This is a genomic window from Rhizobium sp. Pop5, assembly GCF_024721175.1.
GTDB lineage: Bacteria > Pseudomonadota > Alphaproteobacteria > Rhizobiales > Rhizobiaceae > Rhizobium.
In genome coordinates this window covers 2,058,455-2,082,399 of sequence record NZ_CP099399.1, presented here as the reverse complement: position 1 = coordinate 2,082,399, position 23,945 = coordinate 2,058,455, and the positions used below count along the sequence as shown (strand labels likewise).

At 63.0% G+C, this 23,945-nt stretch carries 24 protein-coding genes; 8 read left to right on the top strand and 16 right to left on the bottom strand.

Going from position 1 to position 23,945, the window contains the following annotated elements:
- From NE852_RS12510 to NE852_RS12460, 11 genes are all read right to left on the bottom strand, one after another.
- Window positions 1–1,566, bottom strand: coding sequence for a putative PEP-binding protein (locus NE852_RS12510; RefSeq protein ID WP_258156578.1), 1,566 nt, complete (start codon window positions 1,564–1,566; stop codon window positions 1–3).
- A complete protein-coding gene (locus tag NE852_RS12505) occupies window positions 1,550–1,894 on the bottom strand; it encodes an HPr family phosphocarrier protein (RefSeq protein WP_008535102.1) in 345 nt (114 codons plus the stop codon). Before NE852_RS12505 ends, NE852_RS12510 begins: the two co-directional genes overlap by 17 nt.
- Complete coding sequence (gene dhaM / locus NE852_RS12500) at window positions 1,894–2,292, bottom strand: dihydroxyacetone kinase phosphoryl donor subunit DhaM (RefSeq protein WP_037175071.1); 399 nt, start codon at window positions 2,290–2,292, stop codon at window positions 1,894–1,896. The genes NE852_RS12505 and dhaM overlap by 1 nt, the downstream gene beginning before the upstream one ends.
- 14 nt (window positions 2,293–2,306) lie before the next feature.
- Window positions 2,307–2,921, bottom strand: coding sequence for a dihydroxyacetone kinase subunit DhaL (gene dhaL, locus NE852_RS12495; protein ID WP_258156577.1), 615 nt, complete (start codon window positions 2,919–2,921; stop codon window positions 2,307–2,309).
- Window positions 2,922–2,971: 50 nt separating this feature from the next.
- Window positions 2,972–4,612 carry a dihydroxyacetone kinase subunit DhaK gene (locus NE852_RS12490; protein ID WP_008535117.1) on the bottom strand — a complete coding sequence of 547 codons (1,641 nt, stop codon included), beginning with the start codon at window positions 4,610–4,612 and terminating at the stop codon, window positions 2,972–2,974.
- A 52-nt stretch (window positions 4,613–4,664) separates the two neighbouring features.
- Window positions 4,665–5,672, bottom strand: coding sequence for an ABC transporter ATP-binding protein (locus NE852_RS12485; RefSeq protein ID WP_008535119.1), 1,008 nt, complete (start codon window positions 5,670–5,672; stop codon window positions 4,665–4,667).
- The gene (locus tag NE852_RS12480) at window positions 5,665–6,762 is read right to left on the bottom strand and encodes an ABC transporter ATP-binding protein (RefSeq protein WP_008535121.1); all 1,098 of its coding nucleotides are present in this window, start codon (window positions 6,760–6,762) and stop codon (window positions 5,665–5,667) included. Before NE852_RS12480 ends, NE852_RS12485 begins: the two co-directional genes overlap by 8 nt.
- Window positions 6,763–6,765: 3 nt before the next feature.
- Window positions 6,766–6,984 carry a hypothetical protein gene (locus tag NE852_RS12475; protein WP_008535122.1) on the bottom strand — a complete coding sequence of 73 codons (219 nt, stop codon included), beginning with the start codon at window positions 6,982–6,984 and terminating at the stop codon, window positions 6,766–6,768.
- On the bottom strand, window positions 6,981–7,934 hold the full coding sequence (locus NE852_RS12470) for a carbohydrate ABC transporter permease (protein WP_008535124.1): 954 nt from the start codon (window positions 7,932–7,934) through the stop codon (window positions 6,981–6,983). Before NE852_RS12470 ends, NE852_RS12475 begins: the two co-directional genes overlap by 4 nt.
- A complete protein-coding gene (locus NE852_RS12465) occupies window positions 7,931–8,899 on the bottom strand; it encodes a carbohydrate ABC transporter permease (protein ID WP_258156576.1) in 969 nt (322 codons plus the stop codon). The genes NE852_RS12470 and NE852_RS12465 overlap by 4 nt, the downstream gene beginning before the upstream one ends.
- Before the next feature lie 116 nt (window positions 8,900–9,015).
- A complete protein-coding gene (locus tag NE852_RS12460; RefSeq protein ID WP_258156575.1) occupies window positions 9,016–10,341 on the bottom strand; it encodes an ABC transporter substrate-binding protein in 1,326 nt (441 codons plus the stop codon).
- 550 nt (window positions 10,342–10,891) lie between these two features.
- Here NE852_RS12460 and NE852_RS12455 point away from each other — a divergent pair.
- The 5 genes from NE852_RS12455 (at window position 10,892) to NE852_RS12435 (ending at window position 17,436) form a co-directional block, all read left to right on the top strand.
- Entirely contained in the window at window positions 10,892–12,337 is a 1,446-nt protein-coding gene (locus NE852_RS12455; protein WP_258156574.1) for an MFS transporter, read from the top strand.
- A gap of 146 nt (window positions 12,338–12,483) precedes the next feature.
- Window positions 12,484–13,548, top strand: a complete 1,065-nt coding sequence (locus tag NE852_RS12450; protein ID WP_008535151.1) for a histidine kinase dimerization/phosphoacceptor domain -containing protein — start codon at window positions 12,484–12,486, stop codon at window positions 13,546–13,548.
- A gap of 268 nt (window positions 13,549–13,816) precedes the next feature.
- The gene (locus tag NE852_RS12445) at window positions 13,817–14,368 is read left to right on the top strand and encodes a DUF924 family protein (RefSeq protein WP_258156572.1); all 552 of its coding nucleotides are present in this window, start codon (window positions 13,817–13,819) and stop codon (window positions 14,366–14,368) included.
- 159 nt (window positions 14,369–14,527) lie between these two features.
- The gene (locus NE852_RS12440) at window positions 14,528–17,056 is read left to right on the top strand and encodes a mechanosensitive ion channel family protein (protein ID WP_258156571.1); all 2,529 of its coding nucleotides are present in this window, start codon (window positions 14,528–14,530) and stop codon (window positions 17,054–17,056) included.
- Window positions 17,057–17,169: 113 nt separating this feature from the next.
- A complete protein-coding gene (locus NE852_RS12435; RefSeq protein ID WP_008535161.1) occupies window positions 17,170–17,436 on the top strand; it encodes a hypothetical protein in 267 nt (88 codons plus the stop codon).
- Window positions 17,437–17,450: 14 nt separating this feature from the next.
- Here the strand turns inward: NE852_RS12435 and arsC are convergent, their stop codons facing one another.
- Genes arsC through NE852_RS12415 form a run of 4 tightly spaced genes read right to left on the bottom strand, consistent with a single transcriptional unit; the run spans window position 17,451 to window position 19,448 of the window.
- Window positions 17,451–17,873: an arsenate reductase (glutaredoxin) gene (arsC, locus tag NE852_RS12430; protein ID WP_008535162.1), complete on the bottom strand. Its 423-nt coding sequence runs from the start codon at window positions 17,871–17,873 to the stop codon at window positions 17,451–17,453.
- Window positions 17,870–18,565: an MIP/aquaporin family protein gene (locus tag NE852_RS12425; RefSeq protein WP_008535164.1), complete on the bottom strand. Its 696-nt coding sequence runs from the start codon at window positions 18,563–18,565 to the stop codon at window positions 17,870–17,872. Before NE852_RS12425 ends, arsC begins: the two co-directional genes overlap by 4 nt.
- Window positions 18,565–19,095 carry an arsenate reductase ArsC gene (locus NE852_RS12420; RefSeq protein WP_008535167.1) on the bottom strand — a complete coding sequence of 177 codons (531 nt, stop codon included), beginning with the start codon at window positions 19,093–19,095 and terminating at the stop codon, window positions 18,565–18,567. The genes NE852_RS12425 and NE852_RS12420 overlap by 1 nt, the downstream gene beginning before the upstream one ends.
- Window positions 19,092–19,448, bottom strand: a complete 357-nt coding sequence (locus tag NE852_RS12415) for a helix-turn-helix transcriptional regulator (RefSeq protein ID WP_008535169.1) — start codon at window positions 19,446–19,448, stop codon at window positions 19,092–19,094. Before NE852_RS12415 ends, NE852_RS12420 begins: the two co-directional genes overlap by 4 nt.
- Window positions 19,449–19,490: 42 nt before the next feature.
- Between NE852_RS12415 and NE852_RS12410 the strand changes: the two genes are divergently transcribed.
- Window positions 19,491–20,015 carry a DUF6428 family protein gene (locus NE852_RS12410; protein WP_008535171.1) on the top strand — a complete coding sequence of 175 codons (525 nt, stop codon included), beginning with the start codon at window positions 19,491–19,493 and terminating at the stop codon, window positions 20,013–20,015.
- 45 nt (window positions 20,016–20,060) lie between these two features.
- Here the strand turns inward: NE852_RS12410 and NE852_RS12405 are convergent, their stop codons facing one another.
- The gene (locus tag NE852_RS12405; RefSeq protein ID WP_258156565.1) at window positions 20,061–21,032 is read right to left on the bottom strand and encodes a squalene cyclase; all 972 of its coding nucleotides are present in this window, start codon (window positions 21,030–21,032) and stop codon (window positions 20,061–20,063) included.
- A 291-nt stretch (window positions 21,033–21,323) separates the two neighbouring features.
- Here NE852_RS12405 and NE852_RS12400 point away from each other — a divergent pair, with 291 nt between their 5' ends.
- On the top strand, window positions 21,324–22,154 hold the full coding sequence (locus NE852_RS12400; RefSeq protein WP_037175083.1) for a response regulator: 831 nt from the start codon (window positions 21,324–21,326) through the stop codon (window positions 22,152–22,154).
- A gap of 185 nt (window positions 22,155–22,339) precedes the next feature.
- Window positions 22,340–23,671, top strand: coding sequence for a diguanylate cyclase (locus tag NE852_RS12395; RefSeq protein ID WP_008535186.1), 1,332 nt, complete (start codon window positions 22,340–22,342; stop codon window positions 23,669–23,671).
- The last annotated feature ends 274 nt before the right edge of the window (window positions 23,672–23,945 follow it).

Sequence of the window (23,945 nt, the reverse complement as noted above, 5' to 3'; positions counted from 1 at the left end):
CTACTCTCCGGCTGCCCTTGTGCCATCGGCGTTGAGTCCGACGATCGCCGATCTTATCGCGGGACGCCGGGCCGGCGCCACGGAAAAATGCCGGAGGCCGGCGGCAAGCAGCCCCGGGAGATAGCGGGGATCGCCGGCCATGTCGCCGCAGATGCTGACCGGCTTGCCGGCTACAAGCTTCACCGCCTGCTCGATCAGCCGCAGCACGGCGGGCGCTGCCTTGCTGGCATCGGCCTCGTTGCCGTCACGGGCGGAGGCGGCGAGATATTGCGAGAGGTCGTTGGTTCCGAAGGAGAAGAAGGCCGACGACCCAAAGGTGTCGAGCATCAATGCGGCCGACGGCACCTCCACCATCATGCCGATTGGCGGCATTCTGTGGGGCAGGGCGCGGCGGCCGAGCTTTTCGGCTTCCTCGCGGAACAACTCGCGCATCCTGTCGACTTCGTCGGGAAAGGTCACCATCGGCAGCATCACCGAGAGTTTGCCGAAGACGGCGGCGCGCAGCAGGGCGCGGGCCTGGACGCGGGCGATCTCTGGCCGGGCAAGCAGCAGCCGGATGCCGCGCAGACCCGAGGTGACGGCCGGCAGGTCTTCGAGGCCGGCAAGCGGCTTGTCGCCGCCGATATCCAGCATTCTTATGATCACCGGCCTTTCACCGGCCTGTTCCAGAACGCGACGATAGATCGCCAGCTGCCGTTCCTCATTGGCGGCATCGGCGACAGAGGTGACTGAAAATTCCGAGCGCATCAGCCCGACGCCCGCCGTTGCCGGATCGAGCGCATCGATCTCGGCGGGATCGTTGATGTTGATGGAGAGAAGGATCGGTACGCCGTCCGCCGTCAGCAGTTCGCCGCTTTCAGTCTTGATGTCGCCGGCCGGCGCGAGCGGTGGGATCAGCATGCCGCCCGCCTTGAGGATGACGGCGCCGGTGTCGCCATCGACGCCGACGGGATCGCCGTCCGCTGCCGAAAAACGGCCTGTGCCGACCACCATCGGCACAGATTTCGCCCGGGCGAGCAAAGCGACGTGGCCGGCGGCGCTGCCTGCAAACAACGCGATACCGCCGCCCTTCGACCAGTCATGGGCGAGGAAGCGGCTCGGCTCCATATCCTTGCCAACGAAGACCGAGCCGGGCGGGAAATCGGCGACCGGGGTGCCGGCGAGGGCGCCGAGCACGCGGTTCTTGATGTCGAGAATGTCGATGGCGCGCGCCCGCATCTGTTCCTCGTCGGCCGCTTCGAGTTCGCCGATATAGGCGTCGAGTGTGGCGACCCAGGCGAAGACGACATTCTCGTCGGCTTTCATGCGCGCGCCTGTTGCTTCCGCGATGCTGGGATCGCGCAGCACCTCGATCTGGAAATCGATGATATCGCGGCTTTCGGCATCGGCGCCGTCGGCGAGGCGCTCGAGTTCACCGATGGAGACATCTATCGCCTTCTCGAGCGCGCCGTAGCCGCCGGCGGTTCCGGGCGCGGAAGCAGCCTTCGGCTCCTCTGCGAGAAAGGCCGGGCCGGATGCGATGCCGGGGGATGCGCTCTTTGCTTTCAGCCTAAGCGGTTCTGCCATGTTTCTTTTCCTCATCGAAATTGCGCTCGATGAGTTCCTTGAGCGCGCGGATCGCCTCTTCGGCGAGAATGCCGTCCGCCCGTATTTTGAGGATCGAACCTTTGCGGATTCTCGCACCCATGATCTTGATGATGCTCTTGCCGTTCAGCCAGACGTCGCTGCCGTTCACGGCGACCTCGATCGAGCAGGGGAAGGACTTGGCAAGGCGCGTGAAGGTGACGGAGGGGCGGGCATGCAGCCCGACGCCGTGCTTGACTTCCACCTCCGTCTGGCAATTCAGGTGCAATGGATCGGGCTCCTGTTTTTCACTACGCAATCGGTTCGTCATCAGGGCGACAGTTCCTCTGCCGTGGCGACGACCTTGGCGAGTGACGCGCCCCCCGACGCTTCGGCGGCGGCGATGACGGCGCCTTCGACGAGCGGGGCGTTGCAGATGGACACGAGGGCCGACCGGGGAAGGCCCAGCATTTCGATCGCCATCTCGCTGTTGGTCTCGGCGCCGCCGAGATCGACGAAGACGGCGACGCCGGCATCGGACCAGGCGGCCTCGATCGCCTTCAGGATACCGCCGGCATCGGTGCCGAGCTCGCCATGGACGTTGCCGCCCGACCAGGCGAGCGGCACGCAGTCGCCGACCATCTGCCGCACCATGTCGGCGATGCCCCTTGCCACCAGTGGCGAGTGGGAGACGATTACAATGCCCACGTTTGCGGTCTTTCCATTCATGCCGGTCCTTTCATTCATTGGGGGCGGCGCTCCCCGAGATAGCGGCAGATCGCCGTGGTCAAGAGCGCGCAACTCGACGCGCCGGGATCGACATGGCCGATTGAGCGGTCGCCGAGATAGGCGGCGCGTCCGCGCATCGCCTTCATCGCGGCGGTCCTGTCGGCGGAACGTTCGGCCTTGCGGGCGACATCACCGAGCGGTGACCGCCTCGCCAGCGCCGCATGGACGGGATAGAGAACGTCGAGCAGCGTCTTGTCGCCGGCGTGCGACCGTCCGCGCCTTGCCACGGCGTCGATCGCCTGTTTCAGCACCAGGGAAAAATCGGCCTTCTCCTCGCTTTTGCGAAGCTCGCGGCCGATCTCGATCAGCAGCGTGCCGTAGAGCGGGCCGGCCGCGCCCCCGACATTCATCACCAGCGTCAGGCCGATCTTTTCCACGGCGTCGGGGAAGGGCAGGCTGGACAGGCTCTCGCCCTCGGCGCTCACCGCCTCGCAGCCGCGCCGCATATTGGTTCCGTGATCGCCATCGCCGATGGCGCGATCGAGTGCGCAGAGGTGATCAGCGTTTTCCGCGATCGTCGCGCGGCACACCTCGATCAATCCCGCCACAAGCACCGGTTCCGCCTGCACTGCCTTCCTCCCTGTCGCCCGTCTCCCGCGGGCTTTCGAACTTTACTCGGTCAGGCGAGGCTCGCCGCCACGCCGAACGCGCCGGCAACCGCAACCGCGCCGGGATCGGCGACACCCGCCAGATCCCTTTCGCCGACATAGGAGGCGCGTCCGGCTCGCGCCTTCGTCATCGTCTTCGTCGACTCCGCACCTGATGCCGCTGCTCTTGCCGCGGCAGCGATATCGCCCGACGCGAGCGCCTGCAGGGCAGGCGACAGCGCATCGACCATCGTCCGGTCGCCGACTCCTGCTCCTCCATAGAACGTCATCCTGTCGAGCCCGGCAAGAAGAGCTGCTGATATATCGGCTTTATCGGCCATCGCCTTTGCCGCAGCGGTGAAGAAGATCGACAGCAGCACGCCGCTCGATCCGCCCATGCTGGTGCCGAGGATATCGCCGAGCGAGGCAAGCGTTGCCGCCGGCCTGTCGAGCGGCAGCGTGTCGAGGCGGGCAAGCACGCTGCGGGCGCCTGCGGCCACCGTCGAGCCGGTATCGCCATCTCCGACGCGGCCGTCCAGCCGGTTGAGTTCGCTTTCCTGCGCAATCAAGTGCTCGCAGAGCGAAGTGATCAGGCGTCGGTTGCGGCTGTTCTCGCCTGGTGTGGCCGCGCCGTTCAGGCTGGCCGCCGTCCTCGGCGCAGGGATGACCCTGATCTCGTGGCGTTCGACGGCCGGCATCCACGCGTGCGGCTCGACCGCTGCCGTCAGCGCCGCTTCGCGCGCGCCATCCAGCCGGATCAGCGACAGCGAGAAGCCGTTCATGTTGAGCGCGGTCATCATCGGCGCCGGGCCGACGATCAGCCTGATGTGGCGGCCAAGCGGCGAGGACAGCACTGTCTTGGCGATGACGGTCATTTCGAGCGGCGGCACGGCGCCGAGATTGTTGATGAGGAGGGCGTGCTCTGCTCCGTCGCGCAAGGCCGGGGTCAGGCGCGTCGCCATGGTGGCGACGATATCGGCGACCGGCTGCAGCGCGATACGCTCGGCGCCGGGTTCGCCATGGATGCCGAGGCCGAGTTCGCCTTCATCGGCGCCGAGTCGATCCTCATGCGCCTGTCCGGGCACGCTGCAGGTGGAGAGCGACATGCCGAGCGAGACGATATCGCCGGCAGCAGCCGCGGCATGGGCCGCGACCGTTTTCAGGTCTTCGCCCTTTTCGGCGTGATAGCCCGCGATCTTGTGGACGAACAGCGTGCCGGCGACGCCGCGCGGCTGGTTGATGCCGGGGATGGCGATGTCGTCGGCGACGATGACCATTTCGACGTCGAAGCCCTCGGCGCGCGCCTTTTCGGCGGCGAGGCCGAAATTCAGGCGGTCGCCGGTATAGTTCTTGACGATCAGCAGGGCGCCCTTCAGGCCGGTCACGGCGCGGATCGCCGTCAGCACCGCATCGACGCTCGGCGAGGCGAAGATTTCGCCGGAGACGGCGGCCGTCAGCATTCCCTTACCGACGAAGCCGGCATGGGAGGGTTCATGGCCGGCGCCGCCGCCCGAGATGATCGCCACTCCAGACTTGTCCCAGTCCGCGCGCAGGATCACCTTGATGTCGGGAAAACTGTCGAGACGGGCGAGACGGCCGCTGCTCGTCGTCAGAAGCAGGCCGTCCAGAGCTTCGGTGACGATGGTTTCCCTGCGGTTGAAGAAGTGTTTCATCGATTGAGACCCGTCCGTTTGTTTTTCATGCCATCATCATTTTGTTTGCCGGTCACGACAGGCGCTGTCCAGCCGCATCGAAATAGAGCGGATCGCGCAGCGTCAGGCTGATCCGGTCGCCCGGCGCGATCGCCAGATATGGATCCGCGAGTGTGACGAGTTTGTGATTGCCCGCCCTGATATGCAGATGGTTCTGGTCGCCGAGATGTTCGATCCAGTCGACCTCGGCATTGGCATCCTTGCCGACGACGATATCGAGATGTTCGGTGCGCGCGCCGACTGTTTTGGTGCCGGAGGGCGGACGGCCGCCCGGCAGCAGGTCCGCCGGAAGAAGGTTGATATGCGGCTGCCCGAGACGGGCGGCGACATGCAGGTTGGCCGGATTGCCGTAGATCTCGCGCGGCGTTCCCACCTGCATCAGCCGGCCCTCGGCGACGATGCCGATACGATCGGCCATGGTCATGGCTTCCACCTGGTCGTGGGTGACGTAGAGCAGCGTTGAGCCGAGCTCCTTCTGGATGCGCTTCAGCTCCAGGCGCAGTTCGGCGCGCAGCTTGGCGTCGAGCGAGGACAGCGGTTCGTCCATCAGATAGATCGCCGGACGGCGCACCAGCGCCCGGCCGATGGCGACGCGCTGCATCTCGCCGCCGGAGAGCCTGGTCGAGCGGTTTTCCAGCTTGTGGTCGATGCGGACCATGCGCGCGACCTCGCGCACGCGCCGGTCGATCTCGTCTGCGCCCAGCTTGCGCACCGGCGCCTTCAGCGGAAAGGCGAGGTTCTCGTAAACCGTCATGTGGGGATAGAGCGAATATTGCTGGAAGACGAAGGTGACGTCGCGCCCGGCCGGCGCTTCGGCGGCGACATTGCGGCCGCCGATCTCGATGCGGCCGCTATCAGGTCTTTCGAGCCCGGCGATCAGCCTGAGCGTCGTGGTCTTGCCGGCGCCTGTCGGACCGAGCAGCACGACGAATTCGCCGTCTCGGATAAAAAGATCGAGCTCATCAAGAGCCTGGGTGTCGCCGAAGCGCTTGCTGAGATTTCTGAGGACGACATCAGCCATGCCGGATCTCCTGATAGAGCTGGGATGGCACCGCGCGGCCCGAGACGCAGTCGAAGAGCGCGAGCTTTGCCGGGTTGAATTCGAGACCGACGGTCTCACCGATCCGGAAGCTGCGGTTGGCGGGAACGCGGGCCTTGATCAGGCCGCCAGGGGTTTCCACGGCTACAACCTGGTTGGTGCCGAGATATTCGCTGCCGTAGACGGCGCCGCGAAGGGGCGAGGCGTCGCTGAAGCGGATATGCTCCGGTCTGACGCCAAGCGCCAGTTCACTTTCGGCCATGTCCTGATGGATCTCGGGAACGGCAACATTGACACCGTCGAGCAGGATGGATCTGTCGCCGCTCTTCAGGCCGGCGGTGAAGCGCATGAAGTTCATCGGCGGCGAGCCGATGAAGTCGGCGACATACATGGTGGCCGGCTTGGCATAGATCTCCTGTGGCGTGCCGAACTGCTCGATGACGCCGTGGTTCATGACGGCGATCTTATCGGCCATCGCCATCGCCTCGTGCTGGTCGTGGGTCACGTAGACGGTGGTGGCATGGATGCGATTGTGCAGTTCGCGCAGCTCATGGACCATGATCTCGCGGAATTCGGCGTCGAGCGTGCCGAGCGGCTCGTCCATCAGGAAGCATTTCGGGCGGCGGACGATGGCGCGGCCGAGCGCCACGCGCTGCCGGTCGCCGCCGGCAAGGCCCGAGACCGAGCGGTTGAGAATATGATGGATCTGCAGCAGGCGGGCGGTCTCTTCGACGCGCTGACGGATCTCGGCCTTCGGCATGCCCTGCGACAGCAGCGGGAAGCCGATGTTCTTGCGCACATTCATATGCGGGTAGAGCGCAAAGAGCTGGAAGACGAAGGCGATGTCGCGGGCGCTGGCGCGGTTGAAGGTGACGTCCTCGCCATCGAGATGGATCTTGCCGCTGCTGGGCAGCTCGAGGCCGGCGATCATGCGAAGCGTGGTGGTCTTGCCGCAGCCGGAAGGTCCGAGCAGCGCCAGGAACTCGCCGTCATGGACGGTGAAGCTCGAATCCTGAACGGCGACGAAGTTGCCGAATTCCTTGCGGAGATTTTCGATCCGGATGTCCGCCATGGTTCACTCCGGGAACTTCGAGACGATGATGAACATGACGGTGCCCAAGAGCAGGGTCACCAGCGAATAGGTGTAGAGCACCAGCAGGAAGGGCTGGAACAGCATCAGGAAGCCGAGCCCGATCAGCAGGGTGGCGATATTCTCCATCGGGCCGCGGCGCAGGAAGAATGGCCGTTTCGGGCGGGCAGGGGTGCGGGTGCGTGTTTCGATCAGGTGGCTCATTTGCGGACGGCTCCGAAGGTGATGCCGCGCAGCAGCTGCTTGCGCAATAAAATGGTGAAGACGAGGATCGGGATCAGGAAGATCGTCGTGCCGGCGGCAACAGCCGGCCAGTCCTGTCCGCCTTCGCCGATGATCGTCGGGATGAAGGGCGGCGCGGTCTGGGCCTCGCCCGATGTCAGAAGGGCGGCGAAGGCATATTCGTTCCAGGCGAAGATCAGGCAGAAGATCGCGGTGGCGGCGATGCCGGTGGTCGCCTGCGGCAGCACGACCTTGCGGAAGGCCTGGAGCCTCGTATAGCCGTCGATCATCGCCGCTTCCTCGTATTCGCGCGGGATCTCGTCGATGAAGCCCTTGAGCAGCCAGACGGCAAGCGAGACGTTGACGGCGGTATAGAGCAGGATCATGCCGAGTGCGGTGTCCGACAGGCCGAGCTCGCGATACATCAGGTAGATCGGGATGGCGACGGCGATCGGCGGCATCATGCGCGTCGACAGGATGAAGAACAGCAAATCGTCGGCGAGCGGCACCCGGAAGCGGGAAAAGCCGTAGGCGGCGAGCGTGCCGAGGAAGACCGCGAGGAAAGTGGAGCCGAAGGCGATGACAAGCGAGTTGACGAAGCGCGGCAGGAAGTTGGACGGGCCCGCGATCACCATGTTGCGCTTGCGGGTCACCTCATCACAGGTGCCGACCGGCGCTGGCAGCGAGGCGATATAATCGGGCGTCTGCCGGGTGCGCGTGGTGAAGAGATTGCAATAGCCCTCGAGCGACGGCGTGAAGACGATCTTCGGGGGATAGCTGATCGAATCCGGCGGCGATTTGATGCTGGTCAGGAAGATCCAGACGAGCGGGATGAGGGTGATCAGCGCATAGAGGACGACGATCGTGCCGGCGATGCGCTTGCTGTTGAGGCTCGGCTCGACGACCGAATGGGCAGAGTTGGCGGCGCTCATCTTTGCTTCACCTTGTTCAATGCCTTGACGTAGATGTTGGCGAGGCCGAACACCGCGACGAAGAGGACGATGGCGAAGGCCGAGGCTCGGCCGGTCGCCCAGCTTTCGAAGGCGGCGCGCTTCAGCGTAATCGAGGCGACCTCGGTGACCGAGCCCGGTCCGCCGCCGGTCAGCAGCGTCACCATGTCGAACATCTTGAAATTCTCGATGCCGCGGAAAAGCACCGCAAGCATGATAAAGGGCAGGGCCATCGGCACGGTGATCGACCAGAACTGGCGCCAGGGCGAAGCGCGGTCGACCTCGGCCGCCTCGTAGATATAGTCGGGGATCGAGCGCAGGCCGGCGAGGCAGATCAGCATCACATAGGGCGTCCACATCCAGGTATCGACGATGATGATCGCCCAGGGCGCCAGCGAGACATTGCCGAGCATCTGGACATCGGATGTCGGAATGCCCGATACCAGCGAGACGGCATAGGCGAAGAGGCCGATCTGCGGCTCGTAGAGAAAGCGCCAGAAGTTGCCGACCACGGCGGGCGACAGCATCATCGGGATCAGGATGATCGTCGTCCAGAAGGCATGGCCGCGAAACTTGCGGTCGATCAGGTAGGCGAGCGCAAAACCGATCACCGTCTGCAGCAGGATCGTCCAGAAGACGAAATGCGCGGTGGTCTGCATCGCCTGCCATATGTCAGGATCGTTGAGAACACGCTCGTAATTTCCAAACCCGACGCCCTGGACCGGCGCATTCGGCCGGTTGGCACGGTAATTGGTGAAGGAGAGATAGACCGCCCAGATGAGCGGGAAGATGTTGATCGCCAGGAGCAGAGTGATGGCAGGCGCGATGAACAGCCAGGCGATCGCCCTGTCGGAGAGGCCGCGGACGTGCCGGGCGAGCGAGGCGGGCGTTGCCCTTGCTGTCGCGTCGGCCGCTTTCTCGACGATGGAGGAATGGGAAATGGTCAAGTTTTCACCCGGTCTTTTAGGATATGAAAGATCCGGCGGCCCGGCTCGTCTGCCGATCCGGGCCGCCATCCTGGTAAGGATGGCGCGCAGAGGGATGCCGCCAATCCCCTTAGGCACTAGATTTTGCCGTCGTCCTTGAAGACGTCGCTCCAGTCCTTTACCAGACCGTCGAGCGCTTCCTTGGCGGTGCCGTTGCCGGCGACGACGTAGTTGTGGACGCGCTTCTGCATGGCTTGCAGCAGCGAGGCGTAGCTTGGCTCGGCCCAGAAGTCCTTGACGATCGCCATCGAGTCCAGGAAGGCCTGGGCATAGGGCTGGCTCTTGGTGAAATCAGGCGCGTTGACGACCGAATTCAGGCAGGAGAAACCGCCGAGTTCCCACCACTTGGCCTGCACCTCAGGCTGTGCGAACCACTTGATGTATTGCAGGGCGGCGTCGCGCTTGTCGGAATAGGAGACTACCGAGATGCCCTGACCGCCGAGCTGGGCGAAATGCGCCTTCTCCGCCGGATTGGGGAAGAAGCCGATCTTGTCGCCGCCGACCTTCTCGTCCTTGTAGAGGCCGGGCCAGGTGAAGGCGAAGTTCATCTGCATGGCGACCTGGCCGGATTTGAAGGCGTCGGCAGATTCGACCATGTAGACGTTAGAGCTGCCGGGCGGCGTGCAGCAGTCATAGAGCGACTTGTAGAATTCGAGGCCCTTGACCGCATCTGCGGAGTTGACGAAGCCTTCCATTTCGTAGGGCTTCTTGGGATTGTCGTACTGGAAGCCCCAGTCGTAGAGAACGTTGGTGACGCCCATGGTGATGCCTTCGGAGCCGCGCTCGGTATAGATCGAGGCGCCATAGACGGTCTTGCCGTCGATCTCACGCTTCTGGAAGAACTCGGCGATCTGCTTCAGTTCGTCATAGGTCTTCGGAGCTGCGAGATCGTGGCCGTATTTCGCCTTGAATTCCTTCTGGAGTTCCGGCTTCTCGAACCAGTCCTTGCGGTAAGTCCAGCCGACGACGTCGCCCATGGCGGGCAGCGCCCAATAGTTCGGCGTGTTCTTCGGCCATTCCGAGTAGCCGACAACAGTCGCCGGCACGAAGTCATCCATCTTGATGCCTTCCTTGTCGAAGAAGTCGTTCAGCTTGACGTAGTGGCCGTTCTCGGCCGAGCCGCCGATCCACTGGCTGTCGCCGATGATGAGATCGCAGAGCTTGCCGTGGGAATTCAGTTCGTTGAGGAAGCGGTCGGCATAACTCGTCCAGGGAACGAATTCGAACTTCATCTGCGTGCCAGTCTTGGCGGTGAAGTCCTTCGACAGCTCAACCAGCGCATTGGCGGGATCCCAGGCGGCCCAGCACAGCGTCAGTTCATCGGCTTTGGCGAGATTGGGCAATGCCGACGACATGACGAATGCCGCGGCCAGCCCCAAAAGGGCTTTCGATGTTTTCTGCATAAGTTCCTCCCAGAACCAGGCCGGCTCCCCACCGGCGTCGCATGTTCACCCGTTTCAGAGAATGCTCACATGAACTCCTCAATCATCATGTTTAGCAATATGTTTAGTGATAGACCATTTTATAAACATTGCAAGCGGCAATCGTTGCTGCACTGCACAGGCGCCGCGCTGGCATCGGAACGGGGAGAAGGCCGATTGGTTGGGCGATCTTCCGTACGCTCAGGAAAATTTTTTTCCTGAGCGTACCGATGCGGCGATATCGGCCCTCGCTGCGATGTGGATGGCGCGATATGGACCGTTCGCCGCTCCCGTATTTTCCCCGGAGCGGTACAAACTCGGCCTCGCTCCGGCGGGGCCTTTTTCTTTGCGCTTGCCGCCGTCGGGCGCATCGGAATATTCCCGCATAGTGCAAGATTTAGCCTTTCCGGCCTGATGCAACGGGCGTATGCAGCCTGTGCGCGGTTTCTTCCGCGCGCCTCCCGCGGCGGATCTCCGATCGGCTTCCTTCCGTATCCCCGCCGCGACACACTGAATTCCCATTGGCGGATCGATGACCACGGCAGAGACGAGCGAGCAAGGGCAGGAGGCGGCAAGCGGCCGCCAGGCGAAGATCGTGGCGTTGGTCGTCGCCGTTTCCTTCTTCATGCAGATCCTCGACGGCACGATTGTCGCCACCTCGCTGCCGCAGATGGCGGCAACCTTCGGCGTGCAGCCGGTGTCGATGAGCATCGGCATCACAGTCTACATGCTGACCATGGCGGCCTTCATTCCGCTATCGGGCTGGCTCGGCGACCGTTTTGGCGCGCGCCGCGTCTTTCTGATGTCGATCGCCGTCTTCACCGGCGCCTCGCTGTTCTGCGGTCTGTCAGGCAGCCTCACGGAATTCGTGCTGTGGCGTGCGCTGCAGGGGGCGGGCGGCGCGCTGATGACGCCCGTCGGGCGCATCATCGTGCTGAAGAACGCCCGCAAGTCCGAACTCGTCCAGGCGATCGCGCTGATCACGTGGCCGGCGCTGACGGCGCCGGTCATCGGCCCGGTGCTCGGCAGCTTCATCACCACCTATGCCAGCTGGCATTGGAACTTCCTGATCAACATCCCGATCGGCGTCATCGGCATGGGGCTGGTGCTGCGTTTCGTGCCGGAGCAGCGCGAGTCCGATCCCGGCCGGCTGGATATCCCAGGCTTCATCCTGAGTGCGGCTGGGCTGACCTTCCTGCTTGCCGCCCTGGAATTCTCGGTCAAATGGGACGGCGGGCTTCTGCCTGTCATGGCGATGCTGGCGGCGGGCGTCGTGCTCTCCTTCCTGGCAACGCGGCATTTCCTCGCCGTCGACAATCCGCTGCTCGATCTCTCCGCCTTCCGCGTCCAGACCTTCTCGATGTCGACACTCTCGGCGGGCACGGCCTGCCGGACGGCGATCAATGCGACGCCGTTCCTGCTGCCGCTGCTGTTCCAGCTCGGCTTCGGGCTGAGCTCGATTGCCGCCGGCAGCTATCTGCTCGTCTATTTCCTCGGCAATCTCGGCATGAAGACGGTGACGACGCCGCTGTTGCGCTTTTTCGGCTTTCGCACGGTGCTGGTGCTCAACGGGCTGATCGCAGCGTTTTCGATCGTCGCCTGCGGTTTCCTTGCGCCTGACACGCCGCAGCTTTTCATCCATGCGCTGCTTTTTCTCGCCGGCCTGTCACGGTCGATGGAGTTCACGGCGCTGAACACGCTCGCCTTCGCCGATATCGGCCCGGCGCAACGAAGCTCGGCCTCGACGCTGTCGAGCATGCTGCAGCAGGTGTCGATGCTGCTCGGCGTCGCGGTGGCGGCGGCGGTGCTGAATCTATCAGCCGCACTCCGGGGGGCCGACAATCCCGTTCTCGCCGATTTCCGCTGGGCCTTCGTCGTGGTCGGCGCAATCGGCATTGTCTCGTCGCTGCGCTTCCTGCAATTGCCGAAGGAGGCGGGCGCCGAAGTCTCCGGCCATGGGACGGTCCGCCGGAATTAGCGTCACCGTCTGGATCGGTCGAAGGCCGCGATGAGAGTGCGGGAAGCGCTGTTTACCTCAGGCGGCCAATGCAATACCACATTGCCGTGCGGACGACTCGGACGCTTGCCGGCGGTCGTCGCTCAGAGAGAATGCCGGGAGACGGAATGAGCAATTCTAACGTCGATGCGGACGGTCTGATCCACATCCTCTATATCGACGACGACGAAGGGCTGGCCCTGCTGATGCAGAAGAACCTCGGCCGGCGCGGCTTTTCGGTCGAGTGGGCGCGGAGCGGTGCTGCCGGCCTTGCACGGCTCGGCGAGGGCGGCATCGACGCCGTCGTGCTCGATCATCTCCTAACCGGTGAGACCGGCCTCGACATCCTGCCCTGCATCACGGCGACGCCGGACCATCCGCCTGTTATCTACGCCACCGGTTCGGACGATACCGGCATCGCGGTCGCGGCGCTCAAGGCCGGCGCCGACGACTATATGCTGAAGGGGATCTCGGCCGATTATTTCGACCTGCTCGCCGCCGCCCTCGAACAGGCGCTGGAGCGGGCGCGGTTCCGGCGTGAGACGGCCCAGGCGCAGGAGGTGATCCGCCAGCAGCGCGATCTCGCCGAAATGCTGCTTGCCGAAGTCAACCACCGCATCGCCAACAGCCTCGGCCTCGTCGGCGCGCTGATCCGCATGCAGTCCTCGATGACAAAGGACCAGGTGGCGATCGACGCGCTGCACGAAACGCAGATGCGCATCAACGCCATCGCCAGCGTGCACCGCCGCCTCTACACCAACCGGCAGGTTGGCTCGGTGCAGGTCGACGAATATCTGGACAGCCTGCTGACCGAACTTGAAGCCTCGATGCGCGACGACAAGCGGCCGCACCGCATCGTGCTCACCGCAGAGCCAGTCAATTTGGCGACCGACAAGGTGATCACGCTCGGCCTGATCGTCAGCGAACTCGTTACCAACGCCTTCAAATATGCCTATCCCGAAGCGGTGCCGGGCGAGATCCGCGTCTTTGTCGACCAGACCGACGAGGCCCTGCGCGTCATCGTCGAGGATGACGGCGCCGGTTTTGACGCATCGAGCCCTGTCAGAGGGACGGGCCTCGGCACACGTATCCTGACGGCGATGGCCGCGAGCCTGAAATCGGATTTCTCTTACGATCCCGGGCATGACGGGACGAGGGCGACGCTGGTGTTTTCGTTGCAGGAAGGGAAGTAGGTAGAGGTGGAAGGTCACGATGAAGGGTGTGCTTGCGGCCCCCTCATCCGCCTGCCGGCACCGACCGGGGTCGAGCCACGGGTCTCGACCCGTCCTTCGGACCCCCGAGGGGAGAAGAGATTCGCGGCAACGTCTCGACTCCCTCTTCTCCCCAGCGGGGAGAAGGTGCCCGTAGGGCGGATGAGGGGGCCACACGGTACACATTGTCCTATTTTTACAATATTTTAACGGCATAACATCATCAAACATGACGCTAGGGAATGGAAACATGACGACGATCCGTACGCCTCGTGAAATCTATGATTTCTGGTTCGTCCGATGCGGGCCGGAGCTGTGGTTTCAACCGCCGCCGGAACTCGACGTCGAGATTCGCGAGGGCTTTCGCGATACGCATCTGGCGCTTGCCGCAGGCGTTGGCGATGAGTGGCGGGCCGATCCCGTGTGCCGGCTGGCAGCGGTCATCGTGCTCGACCAGTTTGCCCGCAATATCTATCGCGGCACGGCGCTTGCCGTTGCGACCGATGGGCTCGCGCTTCGGGAAGCCAAGCTGGCGCTTGCGGCGGGCGCCGATCAAGCGGTCGAACACGCATGCCGGACCTTCTTCTACCTGCCGTTCGAACATGCCGAGAACCTCGGCGAGCAGGACCGTTCGGTGGCATTGTTCGCGGCGCTCGGCGACGAGGAATATCTCGATTATGCGGTCCGTCACCGTGACGTGATTGCCGCCTACGGCCGCTTTCCACACCGCAATGCCATGCTCGGACGGGAGTCGACGGCGGCGGAGCGCGACTATCTCTCCAGGCCTGGTGCCGGTTTCTGAGTGCTTCCCATGGATGTCGACCGAGAGAGTGCCGTGGTTTTGGGAGACGTGGAACAAGTGCGATGCGACGCGCTTTCGGGACTTTCCGCCTTTGTGTCGCCTTTCTTTGCTAAGAAAAGCTGGCATTCTAACCCGACGACAACCTTTCCGGAGGCGCTTTTGCGGCTGAGGTCTACCCTGCTTCGCACCATTCTTCTCGTGACGCTGGCGCTTGGCGCCGCGCATTTCGAGAGTGCCTTCGCGCAGGAGCAGCAGACGCAGGCGACAGCGCCGGCGCCGCTCGCCGAAACGCCTTCCGATCAGGCGGCGAAAGAGATCGAGAAGGCGAAGACCCAGCTCGCTTCGCTCCAGGACAGCGTCAGGGGGAATGCAGATAATGACGATGCGCTGGTCGGACTTGCGGCCAAGGCCGACGAACTCAGCCGTGCCGTCATCACCATATCGGTCAATCTGCGGCCGCGTTTCGACCAGATCAAGAACCGGTTGACCGAGATCGGCGAGCCGCCGAAGGAAGGGCAGCCGCCCGAGGCACAGATCGTCACGGACGAGCGCAATGCACTCGCCGCCGAGCGCGCGCAGATCAACGCGGTGACGGGCGATGCCGAAAACCTGTCGATCGCGGTGACGAAGCTCCTCAACGAGATCATCGAGATGCGGCGGCAGCTTTTCGCCGACACGCTTTTCAAGCGCACCGAAATCTCCGTCTCGGTGCTCGACGATGCCGCGAGCGCCTTCGTGCACGAGGCCGGCGAATTCTCGCAGGCTCTGTCGGGCTGGGCCTCTTTCGTCTGGAAGTTCAAGCGGTTCCCACTGTTTGCCGCGATCTTCCTGTCGCTCGCCTCGGCACTCATTTTGCTCTCCGGCAGCTACCGGCTGTTCGGCTCCTATCTGCGCCGGGACGAGGCGATCGAGAACCCGTCCTATATCGGCAGGCTGTCGATCGCCTTCTGGTCGACGCTGATCCGCACGCTGGCGCTTGCCGTCCTGCTCGTCACGTCGTTCTTCTTCCTCAACAGTTTTAATGTGCTGAGGCCTGATATTGCGCCCGTCATCGGTGCGCTGTTCGGGACGATCGGGCTTGTCTATTTCGTCGGCCGCTTCGTCAACGCCATCTTCGCGCCGCACGAACCGCACTGGCGGCTGGTGCGGCTTTCCAATCTCGGCGCACTCTCGATCGGCTATTGCCTGCTGGCGATGGCTATCATCAACGGGCTCGACTATTTCTTCGGCTCCATCGGTGAAGCGATGGGCTCGCCGCTGGTGCTGACGGTGGTCAGAAGCCTGATCGCCGCGCTGATCATCGGCATGATCCTGATCGTGGCCTCCTTCGGCAAGCCGATGCTGGCTAAGAACGGCGATCCCGATGCTCCGGGCCGGCATTGGCCACGCGGCATGGCGATCATCCTGCGCGTCGTCGGCGCCGGCCTGATCGTCACGGCGCTCGCGGGTTACGTCGGGCTGGCGCGCTTCGTCGCCACGCAGCTCATCATCACCGGCGCCGTCGTCGCCACGATGTATGTCGGCCTGCTTTCCGGCAAGGCGATCTCGCGGCAGGAAAGCTTCGGCGATACCTTCTTCGCGCGCTTCCTGACGCGCCGCTTCAATCTCGGGCCGGTGGCGATCGACCAGGCCGGCCTGCTCGTCGGCCTCGCCATCTATGCGGTGGCGCTCGTCGTCGGCGTGCCCCTGATCCTGCTGCTCTGGGGCTTCCATGTGCAGGACCTGCAGCTCATTGCCTACCGGCTGTTCACCGAGGTCAAGCTCGGCGGCATCAGCATCTCGCTGCTTGGCATCTGCACCGGCATCCTGCTGTTTGCCGGCGTCTACCTGCTGACGCGCTGGCTCCAGCGCTGGCTCGACAGCAATGTGATGGCGCGCAGCCATGTCGATCTCGGCGTGCGCAATTCGGTCAAGACGGGCATCGGCTATCTCGGCGTCGGCATCGCGGCGATCATCGGCGTTTCGTCGGCCGGCATCGATCTGTCCAGCCTGGCGCTCGTCGCTTCCGCGCTTTCTGTCGGCATCGGTTTCGGCCTGCAGAACATCGTCTCCAATTTCGTCTCCGGCCTGATCCTGCTCGTCGAGCGGCCGTTCAAGGTTGGCGATCATGTCGTCTCCGGCACGGCCGAAGGCATCGTCAAGCGCATCTCGGTGCGCGCTACCGAGATCGAGACTTTCCGCAAACAGTCGATCATCGTGCCGAATTCGGAGCTGATCAACGGCCTCGTCGGCAACTGGACGCACCGCAACAGGATCGGCCGCTCGGAAATCCCGGTTTCCGTCAGCTATGACGCCGATCCGCAGAAGGTGATGGATATCCTGCTCGAGCTGACCGCCAAGATTCCGCTCGTCATGCGCAATCCCGAGCCGCATGTGGAATTCCTGCGCTTCGGCCCCTATTCGCTGGATTTCGAGCTGCGCTTCTTCCTTGCCGACATGGGCGACGGTATGACGGTGCGCAACAATCTGAGGATCGAGATCCTCCGGCGCTTCAAGGCCGAGGGCATCGAGATCCCGCTGCCGCAGAGCGACCTCACCATCCATCGCGAGGCTCCGCCCGTGCTTGCCGATGCGGGCCGGGACAAGGCGCCCAGCCAGGAAAACGCGAAGGAGAAGCCCGTGGAGGAGGACGAGCGGCCGGTGCGGCAGCTGCGCAGCCGGACTGTGGAGGGCACTCTGAAGAGCTGAACGGGTCATTCAGCCATCATTCACAGGTCTATGTGCATCATTCCTGACAATCGGGATCGCTGCCGAGGGCAGCACCGATCGTTCGAGGGGAGGGCGCGCTAGCGCCGCCGCACATGATGGCAAGATTTGCCGCTGTTCTGTTTGTCCCGCTGCTTGCCGCGCCGGCGGCCAATGCGGCATCCATCACCAACACCGATCCCGCCGCCGTGGTGCTCGTCATCACCGAGAGCGGCCAGCGCGTCGAAGTCGTGGTCGATGCCGGTGCTTCGGAAAGCCTCTGCCCCTCCGGCTGCTTCATGACGACGCCCGACGGCGACCGCATCGGACTGGATGGCGGCGAGAAGATCGACATCGTCAAGGGCTCGGCGGTCGTCAAGTAGCGCCCGAGCGCCGATCAGACGATCCGCTTGCCTTCGGCGTCGAGCACCCTCTCTCCATCTTCCTTGGTGAAGGCGCCCTTGTGCGTCTCCGGCAGGATTTCCAGCACAAGTTCCGATGGCCGCGACAGGCGTGTGCCGAGCGGTGTCACGACGAACGGCCGGTTGATCAGGATCGGGTCTTTCAGCATGGCGTCAAGAAGCTGGTCGTCGGTCAGAGCGGGATTATCGAGACCGAGTTCGCCGTAGGGCGTATCCTTCTGACGAATGGCATCACGCACGTTAAGGCCGGCATCGGCGATCATCTTGATCAGGTCCGCGCGTGACGGCGGGGTCTTCAGATATTCGATGACATCAGGTTCGATGCCGGCATTGCGGATCATCGCCAGCGCGTTGCGCGACGTGCCGCATGCCGGGTTGTGGTAGATGGTGACATTCATGGTTTTGCCTCTGACGACAGGGTTGACGAAGCTCCCGACTGCAACAGCCAGGTAAAGAGGAGAAGGGCTGCGACCGCGCCCGATATTTCGGCGATCCAGAAGCCTGGAAGATCGACCGGGCGAATGCCGGAGAAGGTGTCGGTCAGCGACCGGGCCAAAGCGACGGCCGGATTGGCGAAGGAGGTCGAGGCGGTGAACCAGTAGGCAGCGGTGATATAGAGCCCGACCAGCCACGGCACAGCCTTCTGCTCGAACCTGATGCCGGCGAGAATGATGGCCACCAGGCCGAAGGTCGCAACACCCTCGGAAAACCATTGCGCGCCGCCGGTGCGCGCCTTGCCCGACAATTCGAGGATCGGCAGGGCAAACATCAGATGGGCGACGACGGTTCCGACGATGCCGCCGAAGATCTGCGCGGCGACATAGCCGGCAAGATCGCGTTTCTTCAGGGTGCGCGACATCGCAAAGACCAGCGAGACGGCCGGGTTGAAGTGGGCGCCGGAGATCGGTCCGAGAACGGTGATCAGCACCACCAGAATGGCGCCGGTCGCCAGGGTATTGGCGAGCAGGGCAAGCGCCGTATCCCCGGTCAGCGATGCCGCCATGATGCCGGAGCCGACGACGGTCGCGACCAGCATGGCGGTGCCAAGGGCCTCTGCGGCGAGACGGCGCGGCAGATCGAACGATGCCATCAGCCGGCCGCCGCCGGTTTTGCGGTCGTGCCTTCCATGGCGCCGATCTGGTGGAGGTGCTGTTCCAGCGCCAGTTTGTCGATCGACGACAGCGGCAGGCTGAGGAAGGCCATGATCCTGTTCTTCAGGAAACGGGCGGCCTGCGCGAATGCGCGGCCCCTGTCGACTTCGCTGCCGTCGACGGCGGCCGGATCCTCGACGCCCCAATGGGCGGTCATCGGATGGCCGATCCAGACCGGGCAGGCTTCGCCATGGGCGGTGTCGCAGACGGTGAAGATGAAGTCCATCTCCGGTGCATCAGGCTTGGAGAACTCGTCCCAGCTCTTCGAACGGAAGCCGGTCGCGGGATAACCGAGCGCCGTAAGCTCCTTCAGCGCCAGGGGATTGACCTCGCCTCTCGGCTGGCTGCCGGCCGAATAGGCCTTGAACCGGCCTTTGCCCTCGGTTTCCAGAATGGATTCCGCCAGGATCGAGCGGGAAGAATTGGCGGTGCAGAGAAAGAGCACATTGTAAACGCGGTCTGTAGTCATTGCAGTTCCTCCGTGGTTGCAGGTGTACAGCATGTGGCGACGGCAGCAGCCGGAGCGCAAATCTCAGGGTTTCCGCCGCAGCAATCCTCCATCAGAAAACGGATCAGGCCGCCGAGGGCCTCGTAATTGGCGGTGTAGATGATCGAGCGGGATTCCCGCTGCTGGGCAATCAGGCCGGACCGCTCGAGTTCCTTCAGGTGGAAGGAGACATTGGACGGCGAGACCTCCGCCTTTTCAGCGATGGCGCCGGCGGCCATTCCGTCCGGACCCGACACGACAAGCATGCGGATGATATGCAGGCGCGTTTCCTGCGAAAGCGCGCTGAATGCGGCGAGGGCTTGACGCTGGTCCATATTTCAATAATCCTTTAAACATTGAAATTAGGATTAGCTGATATGAACGTCATCGACAACAGCAAAATTCAAGAGAACGACATCAATCTCGGCCTGCTGCTCAGTGTGCTTGCCGGCGCCAAGGATTCTCCCCTGATTTTCTATTATGACGGCCAGCCGGTGAAGTCGGGCTATCATATCACCGAGGTCAAGGCAGGCCAATTCTCGGCGCTGGATTGCGGTGGCAATCCCGAGGCATGGACGGAGATCTTCATCCAGCTCTGGGATATCGAGGAGGGCGACCGCACGCATATGGCAGCCGGCAGGTTCTATTCCATCATCCGCAAGGTGACGGAGCATGTGCAGCTCGACGGCCCGGCCAAACTGACCTTCGAGGTCAGTGACGGCGTGCGCCCGATGCAATTATATTGTGCGGCAGCGCCGGTTCTGCGTGCCGGCGCAATACATGTTGAGCTATCGCCGAGGCCGGCAAGCTGCAAGCCGCGCGACCGCTGGCTGGCGGAGGAAGACCGGAAGGCCGCGGCTTGTTGCGGGCCGGCAGCGGCAAAGAGCGGCTGCTGCGCGTAAAGTCCATATGAGATTGTGCGGCAGATGGAGCGGTGGTTGGATCTCTCAGACCCCGGCGTCCCACCATTTCAGCACCCGCATCGCCTTGAGCGTGATCCATCGCGATGGCTTGCCCGGCCCGTCGTCGATCTCGAACCACACGCGGCCTTCCGTACTCCAGTCGAGCGGCCAACTGCCGTCTTCCAAGCGCCGGGAGCGGAGGTGGCTGATCGCTTCGCCGAGGCGGGGATCGGGCTCGGCGCCGGTCAGGATGGCGCTTGCGCGAAAATAGTCGAGCGCGCGCAGGATGTCGTAGCGCCAGCGGTTCGGGTGGAGGAAACGCAGGAATTGATGGTCGGCCGGCTCGCCGGTGCCAAGACGGCGGAAGAGGTTGCGCTCCAGCAGGAATTCTTCGCCTGTCTCGCGCGCCTGCCGTGATGCGGGCGTGCCGCCAGTTGCCTTCTCGTATTCCAGCAATCCTTCCAGGACGTTGATGGTGCTCGCGAAGGAGGAGCGGACCGAGCCGTTGATCCGCTCGCAGTTCCAGCCGCCGTCTTCGAGACGCTCGCCGATCAGCCGGTCGACGATCGCGGAGACGTCGATGCCGAAATAGGCGCCGTCGGCAACGGTGCGGCCGTTGATGCATTCCTCGATTTCGCCTTGCCAGTAGGGCTGGTCGCCTTCTTCCCAACGGGCGTTGGCGCCGATCAAGGCGACGCTGCGCCTGGCTCGCTCTGACGACGGGTCGAGCCCGAATTCCCTGAGCTGCGACAGCGAGAAGGTCGTGGCGGTCCAGGGCTGGCCCTGCTTGCGCCACTCCCGAGGGCCGAAGCCGGCGGGCAGAAAGGCGCCGCCCGCCCATTGTCCGTCCTCGTCCTGGCAGGCAAGCAGTTTTGCGCCCCAGCCCTTGGTCTCCACTTTTGCCCGCTCGGCCGTCCATTCCCGTTCCGGGGCATCGAGCAGGTCGCGCATAACCTGCCACCGGATCGCCGGGTCGGAATCGAGCAGCCATTCGATCGCCGGATCGGATTGGGTCATGGGAACCTGTCGGCGGGTCGGGTCGATGGCTCCTTATAATCGCTTCGGAGAAGGACCTCCAGCCGAATGGGGAGATCCACCAAGCTTTTGAAATGCCGGAAAGCCGTTCTCGGCATGGATCGGAGGATGCGGTACGTCGCGCCTGATTTCTTAAGCATGTTCGCAAAGAAACGGGATACGGCCCGCCGCGCCGCTTCTTCGCCTTCTATCCGGGTGCGCTGATTAATAATTATTCAAATCAATTGATGTACCAGTTTGATCCGGGGACAGATTTACATCGAAGGTTTGCTTATGGCGTTTCTAGGTATTTCAGGGATGCAATATTCCGGGGAGATGTTTGCCGGCGCGCGCATTATTGTCGCGGAAGATTCCAACGTATTCACGTCGATGATCAGCAAACGCCTCAAGGAGCTGTTCGACATTGACGTCGAGATCTGCCGCAGCTTCGAAGATCTGCAGCTTTCCTACGACAAGTCTTCCGATCCGATCACGCTGGCCATCTCGAACATCAACCTGCCCGGCGCCGAAAACGGCGAAGCGCTGGAATATCTGGTCGATCTCTCGATCCCGACCATCGTCTTCACCGGAACCTTCCATGAAGGCATGCGCGACAAGCTGATGGCCAAGGATATCGTCGATTATATCCTCAAGGACAATATCTTCGCCGTCGATCTTCTGGCGGAATCGATTTGCCGGTTCCTGACCAATCATCGCCACCACGTGCTGATCGTCGACGACAGCGCGACGGCGCGCGCGCTGCTGTCGAGCCGACTGAAGCGCTATAATTTCCGCGTCAGCACCGCCGAGAACGGCGCCAAGGCGCTGGAGATCCTGAAGGCCAACCGCGATATCGGCCTGATGATCACCGACTACAACATGCCCGATATCGACGGCTTCGAGCTGACGCGGCGCATCCGTTCCAATATCGGCTCACACGAGCTGCGCATCATCGGCGTTTCCTCCTCCTCGAACCGGCTGCTTTCGGCACGGTTCCTGAAGGCAGGCGGCAATGATTTCATGCTGCGCCCCTTCATCGACGAGGAATTCTACTGCCGCGTCAACCAGAACCTCGATACGCTCCTGCAGATCCAATCGATGCGCAAGGAGCGGGCGGTTGCCTGACGGCGGCTCCAGTATCCAGATCAAGAGAGGCCCCGACGTGACGGTCGGGGGCCGACGTCAGATTTCTGCAATTACAAGTATCGACGCCATTTGTCCCCTTCACGCGCGCAAGTGTCTCGGCTATCGTTCGCCCCGCCGGGTAAGGGGCCGATTCGAGCCCCGCTCGCGCATGGGGGAGTAGCGTCGTGGCTTTTCAAGCGGATTTTCATCGGGATGGTATCGGGCTGCGCTCTGGCGGGCTCAAGATACTTCTGGTTGAAGATTCCCGCATGTTTTCCGCTGTGCTCTGTCACCGGTTCCAGACGGAGCTTGGTCTTGCCGTCAAATCCTGTTCCTCGCTGAAGGCTCTGCGCAGGGAACTCGCCGATGATGGTCACGGCTACACCATGGCCGTCGTCGATCTCAACCTGCCGGATTCGCCCTATGGCGAGGCGCTCGACTGTACGATAGAGCACGATATTCCGGCGATCGTCTTCACCGCGACATTCGATCTCAACACGCGCAACAGGATCATGGAGCGCAATGTCATCGATTACGTGCTGAAGGACAATGAATTCGCACTCGACAATCTAGTCGCGACTGTCCGCCGCGCAATCTCCAACCGCAAGACGCGGGTGCTTGTCGTCGACGACGTGGTCTCGGCCCGCCAGGTGCTCGTCGACCTCCTGAAAGCGCAGCAATATCTCGTCGTCGAGGCAAATTCCGGGCTCGAGGCGCTTGCCGCGCTCGAAGCCTATAGCGATATCGAGCTCGTCGTCACCGACCACCATATGCCCGATATGAGCGGCTACGAGCTGACGCGGCGCATCCGTCATCGATTCGGTTCGGACAGGCTGCGCGTCATCGGCGTTTCCTCCTCCAACGACCGCATGCTGTCTGCGAGCTTTCTCAAGGCCGGCGCCAGCGATTTCGTCTATCGGCCTTTCGTCGCCGAGGAGCTGCAATGCCGCATCGCCAACAATGCCGAGACGCTGGCGCAGATGCGACAGCTCAGGGCGGCCGCGGCCTGCGATTACCTCACAGGCCTCTATAACCGCCGCTATTTCTACGACAACGGCCCGAAGCTGGTGAACGAATGCCTGCGGCTGAAGGCGCCGAGTTCGGTGGCAATTCTGGATATCGATCATTTCAAGCGGCTGAACGACACGTATGGCCACGAGATCGGCGACAAGGTGCTGAAGGCTGTCGCAAACAGGCTCTTCACCATCTTCGACGGCAGCGACAATCTTCTGTCGCGCCTCGGCGGCGAGGAGTTCGCCATCCTCTTCCCGCAGATGGATTCGGCTGCCGCCACCAAGCTTTGCGACGAGATCCGCTCGGATATTTCACGGCTGAAGGTAACGGCCGACGACGAGGAACTCGGCGTCACCATCTCGATCGGCATCGCCGAGATCGAGGGCTACGAAACCTTCGAGAACTATCTCAACGCCGCCGACCAGTTTCTCTACATGGCCAAGCACCGCGGCCGCAACCAGGTCTATTCCGACGCCAGGATGACGGAAGAAGCGGCGCAGTAGGGTGGGAATCCATCACTCGGCGTCGATCACCGCGTCTGTACTTCATCCGGCTATGTGCCCGTTCTTCAGTCCAGGTTAACGCGGTCAAGGGGATATGCCGTGAGCTCTCGATTCCCACTTCTCCCCTTGGGGAGAAGGTGCCCGTAGGGCGGATGAGGGAGCTGGCGACGCCGGGCTATCAATAACTCCATGCGGCCTTCACGGGTATCCACCTGCATGGCGGGATGGATGACGGTGGAAAGGGTATTCCATGTGGCCCCCTCATCCGCCTGCC

Coding starts and splice junctions, on each gene's coding strand:
- NE852_RS12510 (WP_258156578.1), bottom strand. CDS start 1,566: ATGGCAGAACCGCTTAGGCTGAAAGCAAAGAGCGCATCCCCCGGCATC.
- NE852_RS12505 (WP_008535102.1), bottom strand. CDS start 1,894: ATGACGAACCGATTGCGTAGTGAAAAACAGGAGCCCGATCCATTGCAC.
- dhaM (WP_037175071.1), bottom strand. CDS start 2,292: ATGAATGGAAAGACCGCAAACGTGGGCATTGTAATCGTCTCCCACTCG.
- NE852_RS12490 (WP_008535117.1), bottom strand. CDS start 4,612: ATGAAACACTTCTTCAACCGCAGGGAAACCATCGTCACCGAAGCTCTG.
- NE852_RS12485 (WP_008535119.1), bottom strand. CDS start 5,672: ATGGCTGATGTCGTCCTCAGAAATCTCAGCAAGCGCTTCGGCGACACC.
- NE852_RS12480 (WP_008535121.1), bottom strand. CDS start 6,762: ATGGCGGACATCCGGATCGAAAATCTCCGCAAGGAATTCGGCAACTTC.
- NE852_RS12475 (WP_008535122.1), bottom strand. CDS start 6,984: ATGAGCCACCTGATCGAAACACGCACCCGCACCCCTGCCCGCCCGAAA.
- NE852_RS12470 (WP_008535124.1), bottom strand. CDS start 7,934: ATGAGCGCCGCCAACTCTGCCCATTCGGTCGTCGAGCCGAGCCTCAAC.
- NE852_RS12460 (WP_258156575.1), bottom strand. CDS start 10,341: ATGCAGAAAACATCGAAAGCCCTTTTGGGGCTGGCCGCGGCATTCGTC.
- NE852_RS12455 (WP_258156574.1), top strand. CDS start 10,892: ATGACCACGGCAGAGACGAGCGAGCAAGGGCAGGAGGCGGCAAGCGGC.
- NE852_RS12450 (WP_008535151.1), top strand. CDS start 12,484: ATGAGCAATTCTAACGTCGATGCGGACGGTCTGATCCACATCCTCTAT.
- NE852_RS12445 (WP_258156572.1), top strand. CDS start 13,817: ATGACGACGATCCGTACGCCTCGTGAAATCTATGATTTCTGGTTCGTC.
- NE852_RS12435 (WP_008535161.1), top strand. CDS start 17,170: ATGATGGCAAGATTTGCCGCTGTTCTGTTTGTCCCGCTGCTTGCCGCG.
- arsC (WP_008535162.1), bottom strand. CDS start 17,873: ATGAATGTCACCATCTACCACAACCCGGCATGCGGCACGTCGCGCAAC.
- NE852_RS12425 (WP_008535164.1), bottom strand. CDS start 18,565: ATGGCATCGTTCGATCTGCCGCGCCGTCTCGCCGCAGAGGCCCTTGGC.
- NE852_RS12420 (WP_008535167.1), bottom strand. CDS start 19,095: ATGACTACAGACCGCGTTTACAATGTGCTCTTTCTCTGCACCGCCAAT.
- NE852_RS12415 (WP_008535169.1), bottom strand. CDS start 19,448: ATGGACCAGCGTCAAGCCCTCGCCGCATTCAGCGCGCTTTCGCAGGAA.
- NE852_RS12410 (WP_008535171.1), top strand. CDS start 19,491: ATGAACGTCATCGACAACAGCAAAATTCAAGAGAACGACATCAATCTC.
- NE852_RS12405 (WP_258156565.1), bottom strand. CDS start 21,032: ATGACCCAATCCGATCCGGCGATCGAATGGCTGCTCGATTCCGACCCG.
- NE852_RS12400 (WP_037175083.1), top strand. CDS start 21,324: ATGGCGTTTCTAGGTATTTCAGGGATGCAATATTCCGGGGAGATGTTT.